Raw genomic sequence first — 21,897 nt, forward strand, 5'->3', positions numbered from 1 at the left:
GTTAGTCCTCTCGGGCAAATAGTGCCTCAATAAAGTCGTCCGCTTTAAACGGACGTAAATCCTCAATACGCTCGCCCACACCGATATAACGGATAGGAATGCCGAACTGGTCGGCCACGGAGAAGATCACCCCGCCTTTCGCGGTGCCGTCCAGCTTGGTCAGCGTGATCCCGGTCAGTCCTACCGCTTCATTGAACAGCTTCGCCTGACTGATGGCGTTCTGTCCGGTGCTGGCGTCGATAGTCAGCATAATTTCATGCGGTGCATCTTCGTCCAGCTTCTTCATGACGCGAACGATTTTCTTCAGCTCTTCCATCAGGTGCGATTTGTTCTGCAAACGCCCTGCGGTATCTGCAATCAGCACGTCCACGTTACGCGACTTCGCCGCCTGGATGGCATCGAAAATCACGGACGCGGAATCCGCGCCGGTGTGCTGGGCAATGACCGGAATATTGTTGCGCTGGCCCCACACCTGGAGCTGTTCCACCGCTGCCGCACGGAAGGTATCGCCCGCCGCCAGCATCACCGATTTGCCCTGCTGCTCAAACTGGCGCGCCAGCTTGCCGATGGTGGTGGTTTTACCCACGCCGTTGACGCCAACCATCAGAATAACAAAGGGCATTTTGCCTTCAATATTAAGCGGTTCGTCAACTTTTGCGAGAATTTCACCCATCTCGTCTTTCAGCAGGCCGTACAGCGCCTCGGCGTCACGCAGCTGTTTGCGGTTCGCTCCTTCGGTCAGGTTGGCGATGATTTTCCGGGTGGTTTCCACGCCCACGTCCGCAATCAGCAGTTGCTCTTCCAGCTCCTCAAACAGATCGTCGTCGATCTTCTTGCCGCGGAACAGACTGATAAATCCGGAACCTAAGTTTTCTTTGGTTTTGAGCAGGCTGCGCTTCAGGCGCGCGAAGAAACCTTCTTTGGTCGGTTTTTCCTGCTCCTGAACGATCTCTTCTTCGGCCTGCTCTTCCACCGGCACGACGATGACCGCTTCTTCAGCCGCTTCCGCCGCCAGCGCCTGGGCCTCCAGCTCTTCGTCGGTCAGCTCTGGCTCAAGGGCCGCTTCTTCTTCCACCGCCTCAACAATTTCAACGGTTTCCGCTTCGGCCTGCCACTCTTCGGCAGAAACTTCTTCAGCTTTCACCTCTTCCGGCAGCGGCAGCGCTTCGTGTTCGATAGCGGCCTGCGGCGCTTCGGTAAGGGTTTCAACGATAACCGGCTCTGGTTTTTCGCTCTCCTGAACCTGTTCGGTAACCTCAACCACCTCTTCGGCAAAGGATTTAATCTCTTCTTTGCTGTGGGCTGGCTCTTCCGCTTCGACAACCGCAGCGGTTTCGACAGGCGTTTCAGGCTGTGACTGCTCTTCTACAACCTGCTGTTCTTCGGTTTTCTGTTCTGTTTCTTGCTCTTTTTCACCGAAACCCAACCAGGAAAAGAAGCCACGTTTTTTTTGTTTTGCCATCTGCGACTACACTCCTCGCGGCGCTATATACAGGGAAGCTAAAAAAATGATGAAATAGTCTAACACTTTACTTAATTGACATCACCGCCCGCAATCGCAGGGCATTGTTAACAGAGCTTTCCTGAGATGAAGAAACCCACCCGCGCCCCGGCCGGTCAAATTCGCATTATCGGCGGTCAGTGGCGAGGCCGGAAATTACCGGTGCCGGACAGCCCCGGTTTACGCCCTACCACGGACCGCGTTCGCGAGACGCTGTTTAACTGGCTCGCCCCGTCAATGGTAGACGCCCATTGCCTGGACTGCTTCGCCGGAAGCGGTGCATTAGGGCTGGAAGCGCTGTCGCGCTATGCTGCGAGCGCCACGCTGCTGGAGATGGAGCGCGGCGTCGCGCAGACGTTGCAGCAAAATTTGGCTACGCTGAAAGCAACCAACGCCAAAGTGGTGAATACCAACACGCTGAGCTTCCTCGCGCAACAGGGAACGCCGTTCAACGTGGTGTTTGTTGACCCGCCGTTCCGTAAAGGGCTGCTGGAAGAGACATTATCGTTGCTGGAAAAAAATGGCTGGCTGGCAGACGACGCGCTGATTTACGTTGAAAGCGAAGTGGAAAATGGTCTGCCGCCCGTTCCCGTTCACTGGGATCTGCACCGCGAGAAGGTCGCCGGCCAGGTGGCTTATCGTCTGTATCACCGTCAGGCACAAGGAGGATCCGATGCCAGTACTGATTAACGTAGGGCGCTTGCTGATGCTGGGCGTCTGGGCATTTTTGATTTTGAATCTGGTGCACCCGTTCCCGCGTCCGCTGAATATCTTCATTAACGTGGCGCTGATTTTCACCGCGTTCATGCATGCCTTGCAGATGGTGATGCTGAAAAACGGACTGCCGAAAGATAGCCCACCGATGACCGGCTGGCAGCAGCTACGGGTGTTTATTTTCGGCGTATTTGAGCTGCTGGTGTGGATGAAGAAGTTTAAGGCGCAGGTGAAGAAGTAACCGCCTCACCCTAACCCTCTCCCCCAAGGGGAGAGGGGACGCTTACACCCTCTCCCCTTCGGGGAGAGGGCCGGGGTGAGGGGAAAATTACTGCTCCGGTTCAAACCCTTCAAACCGCGACCCTTTGTAGCTCAGCGTGCCTTTCTCCCCCACCGTCAGCTGGTGGTACTGCTGCGCCTCCAGTCGGAAGGTCATCTCCAGCCCGCCGGTTTCCGGCTTAAAGCTCGCTTCATAGCGCATCGTTGTGCCCGCAGGCGTCACCTGCTGCTGGCGGGATCGGCGGTCATTAAGCGGTTTCTCGCGCTTGTTCGTCACCACCACGCGCTTTTGCATCAGCGGTGCGGCATCGTTGTCGGCCTTCTCACGGCGCTGCTGCACGAAGCGAAACGAGGCGGCAATGACGATAATCGCCAGCACGACAATAAAAAACAGCGGCATCTTGCTCATTGAAAAATCCCATCAGATTATGCGGAATTCAGGATACCTCGCCTGCCCCGGCATTGCCAAACGCCCGCTCGCGTCACTACACTGGATCAGAAACTGATCATTCAGCCTCAACAGTTACAGGGAGTTAATATGCTTTGGTCATTTATCGCTGTCTGTTTTTCCGCATGGCTTTACGTCGATGCGTCTTACCGTGGCCCAGCCTGGCAGCGCTGGTTGTTTAAACCCGTCACGCTATTGCTCCTGCTGTTGCTTGCCTGGCAGGCACCGATGTTTAACGCCATCAGCTATCTTGTCCTCGCGGGGCTGTGTGCGTCCCTGATTGGCGATGCCTTAACCCTGCTGCCGCGCCAGCGTCTGCTGTACGCCGTGGGGGCATTCTTCCTGTCGCATCTGCTCTATACCATCTACTTTGCCAGCCAGATGACGCTCTCCATCTTCTGGCCGCTGCCGCTGGTGCTGCTGGTGATTGGCGCCCTGCTGATCGCGGTGATCTGGTCGCGTCTGGAAGAGATGCGTCTGCCGGTGTGTACGTTTATCGCCATGACGCTGGTGATGGTGTGGCTGGCGGGCGAGCTGTGGTTCTTCCGTCCGACAGCGCCTGCGATGTCCGCGTTCTTCGGTGCCGCACTGTTGTTGTTGGGTAACATCGTCTGGCTGGGCAGCCACTATCGCCGCCGCTTCCGTGCGGATAATGCGATTTCTGCCGCCTGTTACTTTGCCGGACACTTCCTGATTGTGCGTTCACTGTATATCTAAATAACGCTTGACTCTGGAGTCGACTCCAGAGTGTATGCTGCGGTTAATGAGAAAATTATCATTACCGGAGACTGCCATGTCGACTCCAGAAATACCTAAAAAAGTTCCCCAATTCTCGGCACTTAAGCTCAGCCCGGTTCCGCCAAAAGAGGACTGCTGCTGCGAGGGCGCATGCGAAACGCAAACTCAAACGCTGCCTGAAAGCGGCAATCACTACAGCTGGGTCGTCAACGGCATGGACTGCGCGGCCTGCGCCCGCAAAGTGGAAAACGCGGTGAAGCAGGTGCCGGGCGTGAGCCACGTTCAGGTGCTGTTCGCTACCGAAAAGCTGCTGGTCAGCGCCGAAAACGACGTCAGCAGACAGGTTGAAGCCGCCGTCAGCAAAGCGGGTTATACCCTGCGCAGCGAAACGGCGCCCGCAGAAAAAACGTCCCCGCTAAAAGAAAACCTGCCCCTTATCACCCTCATCATCATGATGGCCCTGAGCTGGGGGCTGGAGCAGATCAACCACCCGTTCGGCAACCTGGCGTTTATCGCCACCACGCTGGTTGGCCTGTTCCCGATTGCCCGTCAGGCGCTGCGTCTGATGAGAAGCGGCAGCTGGTTTGCCATCGAAACGCTGATGAGCGTGGCGGCTATCGGGGCGCTGTTTATTGGCGCGACGGCGGAAGCGGCGATGGTGCTGCTGCTGTTCTTAATTGGCGAACGCCTTGAGGGCTGGGCGGCGAGCCGGGCGCGTAAAGGGGTGAGCGCGCTGATGGCGCTAAAGCCGGAAACCGCCACGCGGGTTATTGATGGTCAGCGTGAAACGGTCGCCATCAACACCCTGCGACCGGGTGACGTGATTGAAGTGCCCGCAGGCGGACGTCTGCCAGCCGATGGGGCCCTCGTTACCGCCACCGCAAGTTTTGACGAAAGTGCCCTGACCGGGGAATCCATCCCGGTTGCGCGCGCGGCGGGTGAAAAGGTGCCTGCGGGCGCCACCAGCGTCGACCGACTGGTGCAGTTGACGGTCATTTCCGAACCGGGCGACAGCGCCATCGACCGCATCCTCAGGCTGATTGAAGAGGCCGAGGAGCGCCGCGCGCCGGTAGAACGCTTTATCGATCGCTTCAGCCGGATTTACACCCCCGCCATCATGCTGGTGGCGCTGCTGGTCACCGTCGTCCCGCCGCTGTTCTTCGGCGCGCCGTGGGAGGGCTGGATTTACAAAGGGCTGACGCTGCTGCTGATCGGCTGTCCGTGTGCGCTGGTGATCTCCACCCCGGCGGCGATTACCTCCGGGCTGGCGGCGGCGGCACGTCGCGGGGCGCTGATTAAGGGCGGCGCGGCGCTGGAGCAACTGAGTCAGGTCCAGCACATCGCCTTCGATAAAACCGGCACGCTGACCGTCGGCAGGCCGCAGGTGACCGGCGTGTATCCGCAGGACATCAGTGAAGACGCCCTGCTGACGCTGGCCGCTGCCGTGGAGCAGGGTTCCACCCACCCTCTGGCGCAGGCGATTGTGCGTGAAGCGAAGGGCCGCGGGCTGAACATCCCTCCGGCAACGGCCCAGCGAGCGCTGGTCGGGTCAGGGATTGAAGCTGTGGTCGAAGGCAAAAAAGTGCTGATCGCCGCGGCGGACGCGCGCTCTACTCCACAAGTTGAGGCGCTGGAGCAGGCCGGGCAGACGGTCGTTACCTTGATGCAGGACGGTGTGTCGATGGGCATGCTGGCGCTGCGCGACACCCTGCGTGACGATGCGAAAGACGCCGTCGACGCGCTACACAGGCTGGGAGTACAGGGCGTGATCCTGACCGGCGATAATCCGCGCGCGGCGGCGGCGATTGCAGGCGAGCTGGGGCTGGAGTTTAAGGCCGGATTGTTGCCTGCGGATAAAGTCAGCGCGGTAACCGAGCTGAACAGCAACGCCCCGCTGGCGATGGTCGGGGACGGAATAAACGATGCCCCGGCAATGAAAGCTTCCAGCATCGGCATTGCGATGGGCAGCGGCACCGACGTGGCACTGGAGACCGCCGACGCGGCGCTGACGCACAACCGCCTGACCGGGCTGGCGCAGATGATAGAACTTGCGCGGGCAACGCGCGCCAATATTCGGCAGAACATCGCCATTGCGCTGGGTCTGAAGGGGATTTTCCTGGTCACCACGCTGCTCGGCATGACCGGACTGTGGCTGGCGGTACTGGCGGATACGGGGGCGACGGTGCTGGTTACGGCGAACGCGTTGCGGTTGTTGCGTCAAAGGTAAAAGTGAAACGGCAACCGGGTTGCCGTTTCTCGTGTTTGCCCCCTCTCCCCGCGGGAGAGGGCCGGGGTGAGGGCATCAGGCCGCACGCGTCACTGCATCCCTAACAGCCCCGGCAACCACAATGAAATCGCCGGAATGTACGTCACCATCCCCAGCACGACCAGCAACATACCGTAAAACGGCAGCATCGCCCGCACCACGTGTTCGATCTTCTGCTTACTCACCGCGCTCGCCACAAACAGCACCGACCCGACCGGCGGCGTGATCAGCCCAATCCCCAGGTTAACCATCATGATCATCCCAAAATGCACCGGGTCGATACCCAGTGCATTGGTCACCGGCAGCAGCACCGGCGTCAGGATCAGGATGATCGGCGCCATGTCCATCAGCGTGCCAATCAGCAGCAGCATGATGTTGAGGTACATGAGGATCACGTACTTGTTATCGGAGAGCGATGTGAAGAATTCGGTGATGCGCATCGGCAGTTGCATGTAGGTCATCACCGCCCCAAACGCCGCGGCAAAGCCGATTAAAATCATCACGATGGTGACGGTTTTCACCGTGCGGCACATCAGCTTCGGCAGTTCGCTCCATTTATAGTCGCGGTAGATAAACATGGTGACGAAAAACGCCCACAGGCAGGCCACGGCGGCAGATTCGGTCGCCGTGAATATCCCGGACAAGATCCCGCCGAGGATAATCACCACCGTCATCAGCCCCCACAGGGCATCGAGCATAATTTTCAGCGCCTGCCTGAACGGGATTTTGTCCCCCTTCGGGTAGCCGCGCTTGCGGGCGAAGCACAGGCAGAGCACCATCAGGCTCACGCCCAGCAGCAGGCCCGGCAGCACGCCCGCGATAAACAGCGTGGCGATGGAGACCGTTCCCCCCGCCGCCAGGGAGTAAATCACCGAGTTGTGGCTGGGCGGGATCAGAATCGCCTGCACCGACCCGCTGGCCGTCACCGCCGCCGCGTATTCGCGCGGATAACCCTTCTTCTCCATCTCCGGGATCATCACGCTGCCGATAGACGCCGTATCCGCCACCGACGAGCCGGAAATCGCGCCGAAGAACGTCGAGGCGACAATGTTCACCAGCGACAGCCCACCGCGGATAAAGCCGACGAACACGTAGGCGAAATTCACCAGCCGTCGGGCAATGCCCCCTTCCGCCATGATCGCCCCGGCAAGAATGAAGAACGGGATTGCCAGCAGGGTAAATTTATTGACCCCGCTGGTGATCTGGATCATCAGCGCCTCCAGCGGCAGGTCAATCCACAGCGCGCCCGCCACGGCGCTTAAGCCGACGGCGAAGGCCACCGGCATCCCCAGCGCCAGCAAAATGGCGAGGGTGAATAACAAAACAAAAGCATCCATTGTTCACCCCTTAACTGTGATTGCCGATCAGCACGACCGGACGGTTTTCCTGCGAGCCAAACAGCAGGCGTTCAAGCACAAACAGGATCAAAATGGCCGACCCGACAGGCAGAGGCAGATAGCTTTCGCCGGAGGTCAGGAGCGGAAACTCCGCCACCGGCTGCTCCCACAGCTCGACGCACAGCCAGTAGCTGTACCAGCACATCAGGCCGGAGATGAGCAGCATCAGCAGATCCACCACTCGCGCGCATACTCTTTGCAGCGACGCGGGCAGGCGGTCGGTGAGCATGTTGACCGCGATATGCGACCCGGCGCGATAGCTCACCGCCGCGCTGATAAAGGTAAACGTCACCATGCAGATAATGGCGATCGGCTCCGGCCAGGATTCGCCGCGATTAAGCACGTAGCGTGAGAAGATGCCGATGGGGATGACAATCGTCATCACCAGCAGCGAGAGACCCGCCACCGCCATGGCGAGCAGGTACAGACGATCCATCCACTTCAGGTAGAGTTCGGACATACGTACTCCGGATTACTGAACGTCAGCGATGGCTTTCATCAGATCCTGATGCTTGTCGCCATACTGCGCGCGCACCGGCTCAGTGGCTTTGATGAACACCGTTTTGTCGATATCGTGGAACTTCACGCCGCCAGCCTTCATTTTTGCCAGCGCCTGGTCGTTATACGCATTCCACAGCTTGCGCTGCTCGAACTGCGCTTCGCGGGCCAGCGTCAGGATCTTTTGCTGTTCGTCAGCGCTGAGCTTGTCCCATTTCACTTTGGAGTAGAGCAGCATTTCCGGAGTGATAAAGTGGCCGCTCAGCGTGTAGTTTTTGGCGATCGGCATGTAGTTGTGGGCGATAAAGGTTGGCGGGTTGTTCTCCGCGCCATCGATCACCCCGGTCTGCATGCCGCTGTAAACCTCGCTGACGCCCATCGCCACCGAGTTCGCCCCCATCGCTTTCAGCGTGGCCAGCGCCACCGGGCTACCCTGAACGCGGATCTTCTTCCCTTTCAGGTCTTCCGGTTTAACGATCGGCGCTTTGGTGATCAGGTTGCGGGTGCCGGAATCCATCCAGCCGAGGAAGACCAGGCGCGATTTCGGGTTGGCGGTCAGCTTGTCGCCAATCTGCTTGCCGATATCCCCGTCGATCACCTTGTGCATGTGGTCTTCATCGCGGAATACGTAGGGCAGCGTAAACACTTCGATATCCGGCAGGATGGCGGCAACCGGCGCCATAGAGACGCGGATCATGTCTATCGCCCCCATCTGCGCCTGCTCAATCATCTGCTTTTCATCCCCCAGCACGCCGCCGGGGAAGACCTTAATCTCCAGCTTGCCATCGGTTTGTTGTTTGAGTTTTTCACCCATCTGCTGAACCGCCACCACGTTCGGGTAGCCTTCAGGATGCACATCGGCGGCTTTGATGGTCTGGGCAGAAACGGTGCAGGCAAAAGCAGACAGGCACAGAGCAGCCAGTAACGGCTTGAGGGTCGTTTTCATTGAGTCAACTCCAGGGTAGTGAAATAAGCGTTAAAACGATGTTTTAGTTTTTGACGTTTAAAAATTAGACTACGGCTGGAAAAAGGAGGGTGAAGCGCCTCACAAAAAGCGCGAAATTTTGAAACGATGGTTCGAAATTGTGATGGGTGCTTGTCGGGTGGCGGCTGCGCCTTACCCGACCTACTACACCCGTAGGCCCGTGCAAGCGAAGCGCCGCCGGGCATCAGGCCGCACTTACCCCTTACGAATCAAATACCGGTACGGCAAGGTCTCGGTTTGCTGCGCTACCAGTTCATGTTCCATAAAGGTACAAAAACCGGGAATATCGCGGGTAGTGGCCGGGTCATCGGCGACGATCAGCAGCGTTTCGCCGCTCTGCATGTTACGGACGGTCTTACGCACCATCATTACCGGCTCCGGGCAACGGAGGCCCTGAGCATCAAGCGTGTGGTCTGGGCTGGAAAACAGGTCGGTCATGTTCTTCTCTTTCAGGTAAAAACGGCTGTAGTTTACGCCCCGCTATCGCCAATGCAAACCAGGTTAACGATTGCGTGAAAATTAGCCATTGCAAAGTGTCGTCAAAGCAGTATCATGCGGCGGCTTTATTGGGTTCCCTCACCCCAAATATTAATCAAAAAGGTACAATATGAACTCCTTTACACAATCGCAGCGCGTCAAGGCGTTGTTCTGGCTTTCGCTATTTCATCTGCTGGTGATCATCTCCAGTAACTATCTGGTACAGCTCCCCATCTCCATTTTTGGTTTCCATACCACCTGGGGCGCGTTCAGTTTCCCGTTTATTTTCCTTGCGACGGATTTAACCGTGCGTATTTTTGGCGCACCGCTGGCGCGGCGGATTATTTTTGCGGTGATGATCCCGGCACTGTTTGTCTCCTACGCCATCTCCTCGCTGTTTTACATGGGAAGCTGGCAGGGCTTCGAAGCCCTGACGCATTTCAACCTGTTCGTCGCGCGTATTGCCGCCGCCAGCTTTATGGCCTATGCCCTGGGGCAGATCCTCGATGTCCACGTGTTTAACCGCCTGCGTCAGAACCATCGCTGGTGGATGGCACCAACGGCTTCCACGCTGTTCGGTAACGTGAGCGATACGCTGGCCTTCTTCTTCATTGCCTTCTGGCGCAGCCCGGACGCCTTCATGGCAGAACACTGGATGGAAATCGCTCTGGTGGACTACGCCTTTAAGGTGCTAATCAGCCTGGTCTTCTTCCTGCCGATGTACGGCGTGCTGTTGAATATGCTGCTGAAAAGACTGGCAGATAAATCTGAAATCTCCGCATTGCAGGCAGGTTAAGGGTTCGCTTTATCAGTTGTGATAAGATGAACGAATGAGCCGCTATGGCCGTTTATCGAAAGGAAGAAGTCAATGCGCAATCTGGTTAAATATGTCGGGATTGGCCTGCTGGTTGTTGGCCTTGCAGCTTGTGATAACAGCGACACCAAAACGCCTGCTCAGGGCGCGTCAGCAGAAAGCAACGCCACCGGTCAGCCGGTGAGCCTGATGGATGGCAAACTCAGTTTCTCTCTGCCCGCGGACATGACCGATCAGAGCGGTAAGCTGGGCACCCAGGCGAACAACATGCACGTCTACTCCGATGCCACCGGGCAAAAAGCAGTCATTGTGATTGTCGGTGACGATACCAGCGAAGATCTGGGTGTGCTGTCCAAACGTCTGGAAGATCAGCAGCGCAGCCGCGACCCGCAGCTTCAGGTGGTGACCAATAAGTCTATCGAGCTGAAAGGCCACACGCTGCAACAGCTGGACAGCATCATCTCCGCCAAAGGCCAGACCGCTTACTCCTCCGTGGTTCTCGGCAAGGTAGATAATAAACTGCTGACCATGCAGATCACTCTGCCTGCAGATAATCAGCAAAAAGCGCAGGCAACCGCTGAAAACATCATTAACACCCTCGTGATCCAGTAATCGTTCACCAGGATGACGTGGCCTCCGTCGCTTGCGCCGGGGGCCATTTTTTTTCCATGACTTTAAGACTAACGCTCCAGACGAAGCGAATCCGGCGCACTACAATTAGCAAGCCCCCCGGAAAAAGGAATTCTTATGACTGCCAGCCCGCCCGACAAAGCCGGACTTCATATTTTATTAAAACTCGCCTGCCTGGTGGTTATCCTTGCGGGTATCCATGCGGCGGCGGATATCATTGTTCAGCTTCTGCTGGCGCTGTTTTTCGCCATCGTCCTCAACCCGCTGGTGACGTGGTTTTTACGCCGGGGCATCAGCCGCCCGGTCGCGATTACCATTGTGGTGATGGTAATGCTGGTTGTCCTGACGGCGCTGTTCGGCGTGCTCGCCGCCTCGCTGAGCGAATTTTCCACCATGCTGCCGCAGTACAATAAAGAGCTGACGCGCAAGCTGGTCGATCTCCAGCGCATGTTGCCGTTCGTTAATCTGCATATCTCACCGGAACGGATGCTGCGCCGGATGGATTCCGAGAAGGTGATGACCTACGCCACCACGTTGATGACCGGGCTTTCCGGGGCAATGGCCAGCATTCTGCTGCTGGTGATGACGGTGGTGTTTATGCTGTTCGAAGTGCGCCACGTGCCGTATAAGCTGCGTTTTGCCCTGAACAATCCGCAGATCCACATTGCCGGCTTGCATCGCGCGCTGAAGGGTGTGTCCAAATATCTGGCGCTGAAAACGCTGTTAAGCCTGTGGACCGGCGTGATCGTCTGGCTGGGGCTGGTGCTGCTGGACGTGCAGTTCGCGCTGATGTGGGGCGTGCTGGCGTTTTTACTGAACTACGTGCCCAATATCGGCGCGGTGCTTTCTGCCGTTCCGCCGATGATCCAGGCGTTCCTGTTTAACGGTTTTTATGAGTGCATGCTGGTAGGGGCGCTGTTCCTCGTCGTGCATATGGTGCTGGGCAATATTCTCGAACCGCGCATGATGGGTCACCGTCTGGGCATGTCGACGATGGTGGTGTTTTTATCGTTACTGATCTGGGGATGGCTGCTGGGACCGGTGGGCATGCTGCTCTCCGTGCCGCTCACCAGCGTCTGTAAAATCTGGATGGAAACCACGAAAGGAGGCAGTAAACTCGCCATTCTGCTGGGTCCGGGTCGGCCAAAAAGCCGTTTGCCGGGATAACCGGGTGGAAAGGGTTAAAAGTGACGTTTATTCGCCAGCGCGACGACAACATTGTACGATGTGCGCAGCAAATCGCGCTGGCGAAGAAAAAGTCACAGAAACAGGTTTATCGCGGACGCGCGTAGATGAAATTTACACTTACCCTTATCGACTGGCAGGCAAGAGCGCCAGGACTCAGCGATGCCGACGAATGGCAGGCATGGTCACGCCGGTCTGACGCCATCGATCCTGATGCACCGCTGGCGAAACTGACCGATCTGCCGATGATGACCGCCCGCCGCCTGAATTCAGGCAGCAAGCTGGCCGTCGATCTTGGCCTGATGATGCTGCGCAAACACCGCATCGACGCCGTCGTCTACAGCAGCCGTCACGGGGAGCTGGAACGCAATTTTCGTATTCTCCAGGCCCTGGCGGCAGATCAGCCCGTTTCCCCCACCGATTTTGCCATGTCGGTACACAACTCGGCGGTCGGCAATCTCACTATCGCCGCGCGTCAGCCTGTTGTCTCTTCGTCGGTTTCCGCCGGTATGGATACCTTCCAGCAGAGCTTATGCGAGGTGCTGAGTCTGCTACATGCGGGCTACTCACGCGTGTTGCTGGTAGATTTCGACGGTCTGCTGCCGGAGTTTTATCACGCCGGGCTGCCGCCGCAGATGCCCGTCTGGCCCTACGCGCTGGCGCTGGTAATTGAGGCCGGAAATACGCTCAGCTGTGAAACGCACGCCAACCGCAGGCCTGAAGAGCCCGCGCTGCCGCAAAGCCTGCAGTTCCTGCGCCATTACCTGCGGGACGAGCGCCAGTTTACCCTGCCGGGCGAGCGCCTGCTGTGGCAATGGACGCGCCAATGAGAGGGTTACGTTCCCGCCTCGATCGGGTATGGCGCATGCTGATGACCGGATTGTGCTTCGCCCTGTTCGGCCTCGGCGGGCTGACGCTGTCGCTGGTGTGGTTTAACCTGCTGCTGATTTTCCAGCGTGACCGCACCCAACGTCGCCGCCTGGCACGCCGCACTATTTCTGCCAGTTTCCGCCTGTTCCTCGCGGTGGTACGCGGTGTAGGGGTACTGGATTACCGTTTCAACAACCTGGACGTTTTGCGCGCCGAGCGGGGCTGTCTGGTGATTGCGAACCATCCCTCGCTGCTGGACTACGTTCTGCTGGCGTCGGTGATGAACGAAACCGACTGTCTGGTGAAAAGCGCGTTGCTGCGTAACCCGTTCGTCAGCGGCGTGATCCGCGCGGCGGACTATCTGATTAACAGCGAAGCCGACACGCTGCTTGCCGCAAGCCAGCAGCGTCTGGCCCAGGGCGACACCCTGCTTATCTTCCCCGAAGGCACCCGCACCCGGGTGGGGGAAGCCATTACCCTGCAGCGTGGGGCGGCGAATATCGCCGTTCGCTGCAACAGCGCCGTGCGCGTGGTGGTGATCCACTGTAGCGAACGGATGCTGGATAAACAGAGCAACTGGTATAACGTGCCCCCCAACAAACCTGTTTTCACCGTGGATGTTCGCGAACGCATCAACATTCATGATTTTTATGATGCGAGTCAGCACGAACCCGCGCTGGCAGCAAGGCAGTTAAACCGGCATATGCAGCATCAGTTAACAACCGGTCTTCAATCTTTGTCAGGAACGAAAGATGCAAGCGCTCTATCTTGAAATTAAGAATCTCATTATCTCTACGCTGAATCTGGAAGAACTTACCCCAGAGGATATTGATACAGACGCCGCGCTCTTTGGCGACGGCCTCGGTCTGGACTCAATCGACGCCCTTGAGCTGGGGCTGGCGGTAAAAAATCAGTACGGCGTAGTGCTTTCTGCCGAAAGTGACGAGATGCGTCAGCACTTCTATTCCGTTGCCACGCTCGCGGCTTTTATTCATCAACAACGCGCCTGAGAATGACCGCTATGACAGAACAACAAACGATTTATCAGGAAGTCTCTGCGCTTCTTATTACGCTGTTTGAAATCGCCCCGGAGGATATTACCCCTGAGGCACGGCTTTACGAGGATCTGGATCTCGACAGCATTGATGCCGTCGATATGGTAGTGCACCTGCAAAAGAAAACGGGCCATAAAATCAAGCCCGAAACCTTCAAAGCGGTGCGCACGGTGCAGGACGTCGTGGACGTTGTGGAACAGCTTCAGCGCGACGCGTAACGTGCGTTCGATTCCAGTTCTTCCCGCCCTGACGGGGCTGATGCTGCTGGCATGGCCGTTTTTGATCGGCTTCGGGCTGGCGAATAATAGCCTGCACGGGATACTGCCCGTGATGGCGCTGGTGCTGCTGTTACGCGTCTGCCAGGCCCGTCGGCAGGGCGGTCCCCTGCGTTATCTTTTCGTGAGCGTGGCGCTGGCTGGCATAGCGCTTTGCGCGGCGAGCTACGTCCTGCACGCGCACCAGTGGGTGCTGTTTTATCCGGTGGTGGTGAATCTGGTGATGCTGGCGGTGTTTGGCGGTTCGCTGTGGACGGCAATGCCTGTCGTTGAACGGCTGGCGCGCCTGCGTGAACCGGATCTCTCCCCCGTCGGGGTACGTTACACGCGCCGGGTTACCCAGGTCTGGTGCGGCTTTTTTATTATTAACGGGGCGATCGCGCTGTTTACCGTATTACACGCTGATATCCGTCTGTGGACGCTGTGGAACGGGATGATTGCCTATCTCCTGATGGGCACGCTGATGGCCGGCGAGTGGCTGGTGCGACAACGGGTGATGAAAAACGATGCTTAACCCTCTCCCGCTTAGCCAGTGGCTCAGTGCCCCCCGCCCTGACGACACCCCTGTCGCCTGGCAGGACAACCATCTCTGGACGCTTGGCGATCTGCGCCACGACGTCACTCAGTTGGTCGACACGCTGCGTGATGAAGAAGGCGAGCGCTGGGCGCTGTGCATCGAAAACGGCTATCTGTTTATTGTCGCGCTGCTGGCGACGCTGCATGCGGGTAAAACGCCGGTCCTCCCTGGGCACAGCCGGGCGGCGCAGCTTAACGAACAGCGGGCGCTGTTCAGCGGCGTCCTGAGCGACACCACGCTCGATTTTCAGGGGCGACAGATGCGGGTGGCTTCCGCTCAGCGGGCAGGCCATCCCTTTTCACCGCTGCCTGCCATCGATGAGATGCGCACGATCGAGCTTTACACCTCCGGCTCGACCGGCACGCCGCAGCGGGTGAGTAAGCCGGTGGTCAGCCTGGATCGTGAGGCTCGTCTGCTGGCGGAACATTTTGGCGTTCGTCTGGCAGGCTGTCACGTCGTCGCTTCCGTGGTGCTGCACCACCTGTATGGCCTGACGTTTCGTGTCGTCTTACCCATGGCGCTCGGCCTGCCGCTGCACGCCAGCCTGCTCAACTATGCCGAGCAGCTCTCTGCCCTTCCCGACGATAAACGCTATCTTTTCATCAGCAGTCCGGCGTTTCTCAAGCGGCTGGACGCGTCACTGACGCCGCCCCCCGTCAACCTGCTCGTCTCCGCTGGCGGCGCGCTGCCCTGGCAGGAGGTCGCTGCGGTTCAGGCCTGGCTCAACGTCTGGCCGGATGAAATATACGGCAGCACAGAAACGGGGGTTATGGCCTGGCGCTACCGTCAGGAGGAAAGCATCCGCTGGCAGCCTTTCCCCGGCGTGACGTTTCACGGCGATCGCGTGACGTCGCCGCTGATCCCCGAGGCGGAGGGGGTCCTGCTGGATGATATCCTGCACTTCACGGCTGACGGGCAGTTCAGCCTCGTCGGGCGCCGCGGTCGGGTGGTCAAAATTGAAGATAAGCGCATTTCGCTCGATGACATTGAGCGCCGCCTGCTGGCGCTGGACGGCATCCGCGAAGCCGCCGCGCTGACGGTGACGCGCGGCGGGCGTCAGGGTATTGGCGTATTGCTGGTGCTGAATAAAGCGGTGCGTCAGCAACACGAACAGAGCAAAAAAGCGCAGGAGCTCGCCTGGCGTCGCGCCCTTCGCCCCTGGCTTGAACCGGTTGCCGTGCCGCGCTACTGGCGGATCGTTGATGAAATTCCGGTCAACAGCATGAACAAGCGCGTAACTGCGCAGCTACAGGAGTTGTTTCATGAAAATCCCTGAAATCGAACGCCGCGAGCCTGGCCCCGGGTATCTGGAGATAACCCTTTATCTTGATCCTGACCTGCTCTGGTTTAAGGGACATTTCGCCGTACAGCCGCTGCTGCCGGGCGTAGCCCAGCTCGACCGGGTGATGCATTACGCCGCCGCGCTGGCGCCGGGCTACCGTTTTCACAGTATTCAGAACGTAAAGTTCGCCGCCCCGCTGTTGCCGGAGAACACGGTCACGCTGCTCCTTGCCTGGCAGCCCGAACGTCAGATGCTGACCTTTAGCTACCAGCGCCATGCGGGTAACGAGCGTCACACCGCCAGCAGCGGGAAGATTCGCTTATGTCAGTAACCTTCCGTCCCTGCGTCCTGATCCCGTGCTACAACCACGGGGCGATGATGGCTTCGGTGCTGGCGCGCCTGGCGCCTTTCGATCTGCCCTGTCTGGTGGTGGACGACGGCAGTGATGAAACCACGCGCCGCACGCTTGAAGCGCTGGCGGCGGATCGTCCGCAGGTCACGCTGCTGCGCCTCGCCGAAAACAGCGGCAAAGGCGCGGCGGTGATGCAGGGGCTGAAAGCCTGTGCCGATCGCGGCTTCACCCACGCCGTTCAGGTGGACGCTGACGGCCAGCACGCTATTGAAGACATCCCCAAACTGCTGGCGCTGGCCGAACGCCATCCCGATGCGCTCATTTCCGGTCAGCCCGTTTATGATGACTCGATCCCCCGTTCGCGCCTGTACGGGCGCTGGATAACGCACGTCTGGGTCTGGATTGAAACCCTCTCCCTGCAACTGAAAGACAGCATGTGCGGGTTTCGCGTTTACCCGATAGCGCCGGTAATGCGCCTGGCGGCGGGCACGCCGCTCGGCAGGCGGATGGATTTTGATACTGAAGTGATGGTGCGCCTCTACTGGCAGGGCAACACGAGCTATTTTCTGCCCACCCGCGTGACCTATCCGCCGGACGGGGTATCCCATTTCGATGCCCTGAAAGACAACGTGCGCATCTCGTTGATGCATACCCGTCTGTTTCTCGGCATGCTGCCGCGCATTCCTTCCCTGCTGATGCGTCGCCGCTCGCAGCACTGGGCGCAGCAGCAGGAGGTGAAAGGATTATGGGGCATGCGCCTGATGCTGCGCGTCTGGCAGTTGCTGGGGCGAAAGGCGTTTACCATCCTGCTGTGGCCGGTTACGGCCGTCTACTGGCTGACCGCCCGCGCTGCGCGTCAGGCGTCGCAGCAGTGGCTGACGCGGGTTAAAACGGTGATGGCACAGCGGCAAATGCCGCAACCCGTACGGCTTAACAGTTTTTCCCACTTCCTGCGCTTCGGTCATGCCATGCTGAACAAAGTGGCCAGCTGGCGCGGCGAAATGAAGCTTCATCGCGATCTGGTCTTTGCGCCAGGCGCGCAGGAGGCGCTGGGTCTTGACGATCCTCAGGGCAAACTGCTGCTCGCGTCGCATCTTGGCGATGTGGAAGCCTGCCGGGCGCTGGCCCAGCGCGAAGGGGCGAAAACCATCAACGCGCTGGTCTTTAGCGACAATGCTCAGCGTTTTAAACAGGTGATGGAGGAGATGGCGCCGCAGGCGGGCATTCACCTGATGCCGGTCACCGACATTGGCCCGGAGACCGCCATCCTCATTAAAGAGAAGCTGGATCGCGGCGAATGGGTGGCGATCGTGGGCGATCGGATCGCCGTCACCCCGCAGCGCGGCGGCAGCTGGCGGGTGATATGGAGCGAATTTATGGGCCAACCCGCACCGTTCCCGCAGGGGCCGTTTATTCTGGCGTCCCTATTGCGCTGCCCGGTGGTGCTGATTTTTGCCCTCTGCCAGCAGGGAAAACTGACCCTGCACTGCGAGCCGTTTGCCGACCCGCTGCTGCTGCCGCGCGGCGAACGCCAGCAGGCGCTACAGCAGACCGTCGATCGCTATGCGCAGCGGCTGGAGCATTACGCGCTCTTGTCGCCGCTCGACTGGTTTAATTTTTTCGATTTCTGGCAGCTGCCAGAGGTCAACGAGAAGGAGTAAAGGGTGCTGACCGATCCCCGCTTTACGGCTGAAGTTGAAATCACCGTTCCGTTCCACGACGTCGATATGATGGGCGTGGTGTGGCACGGCAACTATTTCCGCTATTTTGAGATTGCCCGCGAAGCGCTGCTCAACCAGTTTGATTACGGCTATCGCCAGATGAAAGCGTCCGGCTACGTCTGGCCGGTGGTGGATACGCGGGTGAAATACCGCGACGCGGTGACCTTCGAGCAGCGCATTCGCGTCCGCGCCCACATTGAAGAGGTTGAAAACCGTCTGCGCATCGCCTATCAAATCTTCGACGCGCAAACCGGGAAACGCACCACCACCGGCTACACCATTCAGGTGGCCGTGGAGGAAGCAAGCCGGGAGATGTGCTTTGTCAGCCCGGCCATTCTGTTCGAACGCATGGGGATCGCGCCATGAAGTGGATAACGCTACTCGCGCTGCTGGTAAGCCCGCTGGTGAACGCGGTCACGCTGGATGAACTGCAACAGCGGTTTGCGGAGCAACCGGTGGTGCGCGCGCACTTCGAACAGACCCGCACGATCAAGGACATGCCTCAGCCCCTGCGCTCGCAGGGGGAGATGCTGATCGCCCGTGACAATGGCCTGCTGTGGGATCAAAAAGCGCCGTTCCCGATGACGCTGCTGCTGGATGACAAAAGGATGGTGCAAATCGTCAACGGTCAGCCGCCGCAGACCATTACCGCCGACACTAACCCGCAGATGTTCCAGTTCAACCATCTGCTGCGGGCGCTGTTCCAGGCCGACCGCAAGGTGCTGGAAGAGAACTTCCGCATCGATTTCAAAGACCTGGGCGAAGGCCGCTGGTCGCTGGTGCTGACGCCCGTTACCACGCCGCTGGACAAGATTTTCGCCACCCTTGATTTGAAGGGCGCGATCTATCTGGAATCCATTCGCCTGAACGATAAGCAGGGCGACACGACGGATATCGCCCTCTCCCGCCACCAACTTACGCCCGCCCGCCTGACCGATGCAGAACGCCAGCGCTTTGCCGCACCGTAACGCTCTGCGCCCGGCGCTGCTGTGGGCCGCGGTATGCCTGATCCTGCTGGGCGTGCTGCTGTCGCTGCTGCCCGGCGCGCGGCTGAACAGCAGCGTGCTCGCCATGCTGCCGAAACAGACGCTCGGCGCGATCCCTCCCGCCCTCAACGACGGATTTATGCAGCGCCTCGACCGCCAGCTCATCTGGCTGGTCAGCCCCGGTAAACAGCCGGACCCGCGCGTGGCGCAGCAGTGGTTAACCCTGCTGCAACGCAGCCAGGCGCTGAGTGTCGTAAAAGGTCCGCTGGATGCCGCCGGGCAACAGGCCTGGGGAGATTTCTTCTGGCAGCACCGCAATGGCCTGGTCGATCCGGCCACCCGCGCCCGCCTGCAAAACGGCGGTGAAGCGCAGGCTCAGTGGATCCTGTCCCAGCTCTACTCCGCCTTTTCCGGCGTGAGCGGCAAGGAGCTGCAAAACGATCCGCTGATGCTGATGCGCGGCGCGCAGCTCGCGCTGGCGAAGAACAGCCAGAAGATGCAGCTGATGGACGGCTGGCTGGTGACAAAAGATGCGGCCGGGAACTACTGGTATCTGCTGCACGGCGAGCTGGCAGGCTCTTCGTTTGACATGCAGCAAACCCACCAGCTGGTGACCACCCTCAACGCGATGCAGCAGACGCTGAAAAGCCAATATCCACAGGCGCAGCTGCTGTCGCGCGGGACGGTGTTCTACAGCGATTACGCCAGCCAGCAGGCTAAAAAAGATATTTCCACGCTCGGCGTCGCCACGGTGCTTGGGGTGATCCTGCTGATTGTGTCGGTGTTTCGCTCCGTGCGTCCGCTGCTGCTGAGTCTGCTCTCCATTGCCATCGGCGCGCTGGCGGGGACGGTCGTGACGCTCCTGCTGTTCGGTGAGCTGCACCTGATGACGCTGGTGATGAGCATGAGCATCATCGGCATCTCGGCGGACTATACGATTTACTACCTCACGGAGCGGATGGTGCACGGCGCGGAACACTCGCCCTGGCAAAGCCTGGCAAAAGTGCGTAACGCGCTGCTACTGGCGCTGCTGACCACCGTCGTGGCGTATCTCTTCATGATGTTGGCCCCCTTCCCCGGCATTCGTCAGATGGCGGTGTTCGCCGCCGCAGGGCTGAGCGCCTCGTGCCTGACGGTGATTTTCTGGCACCCGTGGTTGTGCCGTGGCATGCCGGTTCGCCCGATCCCCCTGAGAGGGATGATGCAGCGCTGGCTGAACGCCTGGCGCGACAGCAAAGCCCTCTCCTTCGGGCTGCCGGTAGCACTGGCGCTGCTCTCCGCCATCGGGATCGCCAGCCTGCGGGTGGATGACGATATCGCCCGGCTTCAGGCGCTGCCGCAGGACATTCTGGCGCAGGAAAAAACTATCACCGCCCTGACCGGGCAAAATGTCGATCAGAAGTGGTTCGTAGTGTATGGCGCGTCGGCTCAGGAAACGCTGGAGCGGCTGGAGGCGTTTACCCCGGCGCTGGCGCAGGCGCAAAAAGCCGGAGAATTAACCCGCTGGCGCACCCTGCCGCTGAACTCGCTGGCGCGGCAGAACAGCGATCTGCAACTTCTGCGTAACACCGCGCCGACGGTGACGAAAATGCTGCAAAGCACGGGGCTGAATGCCGTCGCCCCGAATCTGAACGCCATGCCTGTCAGCGTGGAGGCGTGGCTCGCCAGCCCGGCCAGCGAGGGCTGGCGTTTGCTGTGGCTGACGCTGCCGGACGGCAAAAGCGGTGTGCTGGTCCCGGTCGATGGCGTCAGAAACAGCGCTGCGCTCGGTGAGCTGGCCGCCCGCCATCCCGGAGTCGTCTGGGTTGACCGTAAGGCCAGCTTCGACAGCCTGTTTGCACTCTACCGCGCGCTGCTGACGGGGCTGCTGGGCGTGGCGCTGGCGGTGATTGCCTGCGGCGCGGTGGTGCGCCTCGGCTGGCGAAAAGGGCTGGTGGCGCTGGTGCCGTCCGTGCTGTCGCTGGGCGGCGGGCTGGCGGCGCTGGCCGTGACGGGCCATCCGGTGAACCTGTTTTCCCTGCTGGCGCTGGTGCTGGTCCTCGGCATTGGCATCAACTACACGCTGTTTTTCAGCAACCCGCGCGGCACGCCGCTGACCTCCATGCTGGCGATTACCCTCGCCATGATGACCACCCTGCTGACGCTGGGAATGCTGGTGTTCAGCACCACTCAGGCCATCAGCAGCTTTGGCATTGTGCTGGTGAGCGGTATCTTCACCGCGTTCCTGCTCGCCCCGCTGGCGATGCCGACTAACAAAGAGAACTTACCATGACCCGTTTCATTCGCCTGGCGGCAGTGATGATGACCCTGTTGCTGGCGGGGTGTAGCCATACGACGAACCGCGATGACGCGCGCCCTCAGGCCTGGCTCCAGCCCGGCACCCGCGTCACGCTGCCACCGCCGGGCATCACGCCTGCCATCCGCGCGCAGCAGTTGCTTACCGGCAGTTTTAAAGGCCAGACCCAGTCGCTGCTGGTGATGCTGAACGCCGATGGCGATAAAGTGACGCTTGCCGGCCTCTCCTCCGTCGGGATCCGCCTGTTCCTCGCCACCTACGACGACACCGGGATCCACACCGAGCAGACGGTTGTGATGCCGCAGTTGCCGCCAGCCAGCCAGGTGCTGGCCGACGTGATGCTCAGCCACTGGCCCCTCAGCGCCTGGCAGCCGCAGTTGCCGAAAGGCTGGACGCTGAACGATACTGACACCAGACGCGAACTGCGCAACCCCGATGGCAAGCTGGTCACGGAAATTGCCTACCTGAACCGTAACGGCAGGCGCGAACCGATTAGCATTGTGCAGCACGCTTTTCACTACCACATCACCATTCAATATCTGGGTGACTGA

Annotated in this window: 25 protein-coding genes; 19 read left to right on the top strand and 6 right to left on the bottom strand. The window is 59.4% G+C overall.

The annotated features are described in order from the left end of the window. Position 1: 1 nt before the first annotated feature. Positions 2 to 1,462, bottom strand: a complete 1,461-nt coding sequence (ftsY, locus tag IPZ49_RS09245) for a signal recognition particle-docking protein FtsY (RefSeq protein ID WP_063146798.1) — start codon at positions 1,460 to 1,462, stop codon at positions 2 to 4. Between the two features lie 126 nt (positions 1,463 to 1,588). Between ftsY and rsmD the strand changes: the two genes are divergently transcribed. After that, on the top strand, positions 1,589 to 2,191 hold the full coding sequence (rsmD, locus tag IPZ49_RS09250; protein WP_022649669.1) for a 16S rRNA (guanine(966)-N(2))-methyltransferase: 603 nt from the start codon (positions 1,589 to 1,591) through the stop codon (positions 2,189 to 2,191). Beyond that, positions 2,175 to 2,456, top strand: coding sequence for a DUF1145 family protein (locus IPZ49_RS09255; RefSeq protein ID WP_022649670.1), 282 nt, complete (start codon positions 2,175 to 2,177; stop codon positions 2,454 to 2,456). The genes rsmD and IPZ49_RS09255 overlap by 17 nt, the downstream gene beginning before the upstream one ends. 87 nt (positions 2,457 to 2,543) lie before the next feature. Here IPZ49_RS09255 and IPZ49_RS09260 read toward each other — a convergent pair whose 3' ends face one another. Next, entirely contained in the window at positions 2,544 to 2,903 is a 360-nt protein-coding gene (locus tag IPZ49_RS09260; RefSeq protein ID WP_022649671.1) for a DUF2500 domain-containing protein, read from the bottom strand. A 129-nt stretch (positions 2,904 to 3,032) separates the two neighbouring features. Here IPZ49_RS09260 and IPZ49_RS09265 point away from each other — a divergent pair, with 129 nt between their 5' ends. Both IPZ49_RS09265 and zntA read left to right on the top strand, forming a co-directional pair. Beyond that, positions 3,033 to 3,659: a lysoplasmalogenase gene (locus tag IPZ49_RS09265; RefSeq protein ID WP_022649672.1), complete on the top strand. Its 627-nt coding sequence runs from the start codon at positions 3,033 to 3,035 to the stop codon at positions 3,657 to 3,659. Positions 3,660 to 3,735: 76 nt separating this feature from the next. Then, a complete protein-coding gene (gene zntA / locus IPZ49_RS09270) occupies positions 3,736 to 5,907 on the top strand; it encodes a Zn(II)/Cd(II)/Pb(II) translocating P-type ATPase ZntA (RefSeq protein WP_063146799.1) in 2,172 nt (723 codons plus the stop codon). Positions 5,908 to 5,996: 89 nt separating this feature from the next. On the opposite strand, the gene IPZ49_RS09275 is transcribed toward zntA, so the two are convergent. The 4 genes from IPZ49_RS09275 to tusA all read right to left on the bottom strand — a co-directional run bounded on the left by IPZ49_RS09275 (position 5,997) and on the right by tusA (position 9,264). After that, positions 5,997 to 7,283: a TRAP transporter large permease gene (locus tag IPZ49_RS09275; protein WP_022649674.1), complete on the bottom strand. Its 1,287-nt coding sequence runs from the start codon at positions 7,281 to 7,283 to the stop codon at positions 5,997 to 5,999. A 10-nt stretch (positions 7,284 to 7,293) separates the two neighbouring features. After that, positions 7,294 to 7,803, bottom strand: a complete 510-nt coding sequence (locus IPZ49_RS09280; RefSeq protein ID WP_063146800.1) for a TRAP transporter small permease — start codon at positions 7,801 to 7,803, stop codon at positions 7,294 to 7,296. A 12-nt stretch (positions 7,804 to 7,815) separates the two neighbouring features. After that, positions 7,816 to 8,787, bottom strand: a complete 972-nt coding sequence (locus tag IPZ49_RS09285) for a TRAP transporter substrate-binding protein (RefSeq protein ID WP_063146801.1) — start codon at positions 8,785 to 8,787, stop codon at positions 7,816 to 7,818. Positions 8,788 to 9,021: 234 nt separating this feature from the next. After that, entirely contained in the window at positions 9,022 to 9,264 is a 243-nt protein-coding gene (tusA, locus tag IPZ49_RS09290; protein ID WP_000130627.1) for a sulfurtransferase TusA, read from the bottom strand. Between the two features lie 169 nt (positions 9,265 to 9,433). On the opposite strand from tusA, the gene IPZ49_RS09295 reads away from it, so the two are divergent. From IPZ49_RS09295 to IPZ49_RS09365, 15 genes are all read left to right on the top strand, one after another. Then, positions 9,434 to 10,099: a 7-cyano-7-deazaguanine/7-aminomethyl-7-deazaguanine transporter gene (locus IPZ49_RS09295; RefSeq protein ID WP_022649676.1), complete on the top strand. Its 666-nt coding sequence runs from the start codon at positions 9,434 to 9,436 to the stop codon at positions 10,097 to 10,099. A gap of 72 nt (positions 10,100 to 10,171) precedes the next feature. After that, positions 10,172 to 10,729, top strand: coding sequence for a DcrB family lipoprotein (locus tag IPZ49_RS09300; RefSeq protein ID WP_022649677.1), 558 nt, complete (start codon positions 10,172 to 10,174; stop codon positions 10,727 to 10,729). A gap of 135 nt (positions 10,730 to 10,864) precedes the next feature. Beyond that, the gene (locus IPZ49_RS09305) at positions 10,865 to 11,914 is read left to right on the top strand and encodes an AI-2E family transporter (RefSeq protein ID WP_003861270.1); all 1,050 of its coding nucleotides are present in this window, start codon (positions 10,865 to 10,867) and stop codon (positions 11,912 to 11,914) included. A gap of 125 nt (positions 11,915 to 12,039) precedes the next feature. Further along, the gene (locus IPZ49_RS09310; protein WP_023307137.1) at positions 12,040 to 12,762 is read left to right on the top strand and encodes a beta-ketoacyl synthase chain length factor; all 723 of its coding nucleotides are present in this window, start codon (positions 12,040 to 12,042) and stop codon (positions 12,760 to 12,762) included. Continuing rightward, entirely contained in the window at positions 12,759 to 13,574 is an 816-nt protein-coding gene (locus IPZ49_RS09315) for a 1-acyl-sn-glycerol-3-phosphate acyltransferase (protein WP_058677289.1), read from the top strand. Before IPZ49_RS09310 ends, IPZ49_RS09315 begins: the two co-directional genes overlap by 4 nt. Then, on the top strand, positions 13,555 to 13,812 hold the full coding sequence (locus tag IPZ49_RS09320) for a phosphopantetheine-binding protein (RefSeq protein WP_003861263.1): 258 nt from the start codon (positions 13,555 to 13,557) through the stop codon (positions 13,810 to 13,812). Before IPZ49_RS09315 ends, IPZ49_RS09320 begins: the two co-directional genes overlap by 20 nt. Positions 13,813 to 13,823: 11 nt before the next feature. Beyond that, positions 13,824 to 14,075: an acyl carrier protein gene (locus IPZ49_RS09325; RefSeq protein WP_003861262.1), complete on the top strand. Its 252-nt coding sequence runs from the start codon at positions 13,824 to 13,826 to the stop codon at positions 14,073 to 14,075. Next, the gene (locus tag IPZ49_RS09330) at positions 14,047 to 14,646 is read left to right on the top strand and encodes a hypothetical protein (RefSeq protein WP_058645921.1); all 600 of its coding nucleotides are present in this window, start codon (positions 14,047 to 14,049) and stop codon (positions 14,644 to 14,646) included. Before IPZ49_RS09325 ends, IPZ49_RS09330 begins: the two co-directional genes overlap by 29 nt. Next, entirely contained in the window at positions 14,639 to 15,985 is a 1,347-nt protein-coding gene (locus IPZ49_RS09335; RefSeq protein ID WP_063146802.1) for an AMP-binding protein, read from the top strand. The genes IPZ49_RS09330 and IPZ49_RS09335 overlap by 8 nt, the downstream gene beginning before the upstream one ends. Continuing rightward, the gene (locus IPZ49_RS09340; protein WP_022649683.1) at positions 15,972 to 16,322 is read left to right on the top strand and encodes a (3R)-hydroxymyristoyl-ACP dehydratase; all 351 of its coding nucleotides are present in this window, start codon (positions 15,972 to 15,974) and stop codon (positions 16,320 to 16,322) included. The genes IPZ49_RS09335 and IPZ49_RS09340 overlap by 14 nt, the downstream gene beginning before the upstream one ends. After that, positions 16,313 to 18,004, top strand: coding sequence for a glycosyltransferase (locus IPZ49_RS09345; RefSeq protein WP_022649684.1), 1,692 nt, complete (start codon positions 16,313 to 16,315; stop codon positions 18,002 to 18,004). The genes IPZ49_RS09340 and IPZ49_RS09345 overlap by 10 nt, the downstream gene beginning before the upstream one ends. A gap of 3 nt (positions 18,005 to 18,007) precedes the next feature. Beyond that, entirely contained in the window at positions 18,008 to 18,430 is a 423-nt protein-coding gene (locus IPZ49_RS09350; protein WP_006812302.1) for a thioesterase family protein, read from the top strand. Next, complete coding sequence (locus IPZ49_RS09355; protein ID WP_023307141.1) at positions 18,427 to 19,032, top strand: outer membrane lipoprotein carrier protein LolA; 606 nt, start codon at positions 18,427 to 18,429, stop codon at positions 19,030 to 19,032. Before IPZ49_RS09350 ends, IPZ49_RS09355 begins: the two co-directional genes overlap by 4 nt. Continuing rightward, entirely contained in the window at positions 19,001 to 21,322 is a 2,322-nt protein-coding gene (locus tag IPZ49_RS09360; protein ID WP_063146803.1) for an MMPL family transporter, read from the top strand. The genes IPZ49_RS09355 and IPZ49_RS09360 overlap by 32 nt, the downstream gene beginning before the upstream one ends. After that, positions 21,319 to 21,897 (top strand): DUF3261 domain-containing protein, encoded by a 579-nt coding sequence (locus IPZ49_RS09365; protein ID WP_063146804.1) that lies wholly within the window; start codon positions 21,319 to 21,321, stop codon positions 21,895 to 21,897. Before IPZ49_RS09360 ends, IPZ49_RS09365 begins: the two co-directional genes overlap by 4 nt.

It is taken from the genome of Enterobacter cloacae complex sp. S2 (genome assembly GCF_015159675.1).
In the GTDB taxonomy this organism is placed as follows: domain Bacteria; phylum Pseudomonadota; class Gammaproteobacteria; order Enterobacterales; family Enterobacteriaceae; genus Enterobacter; species Enterobacter intestinihominis.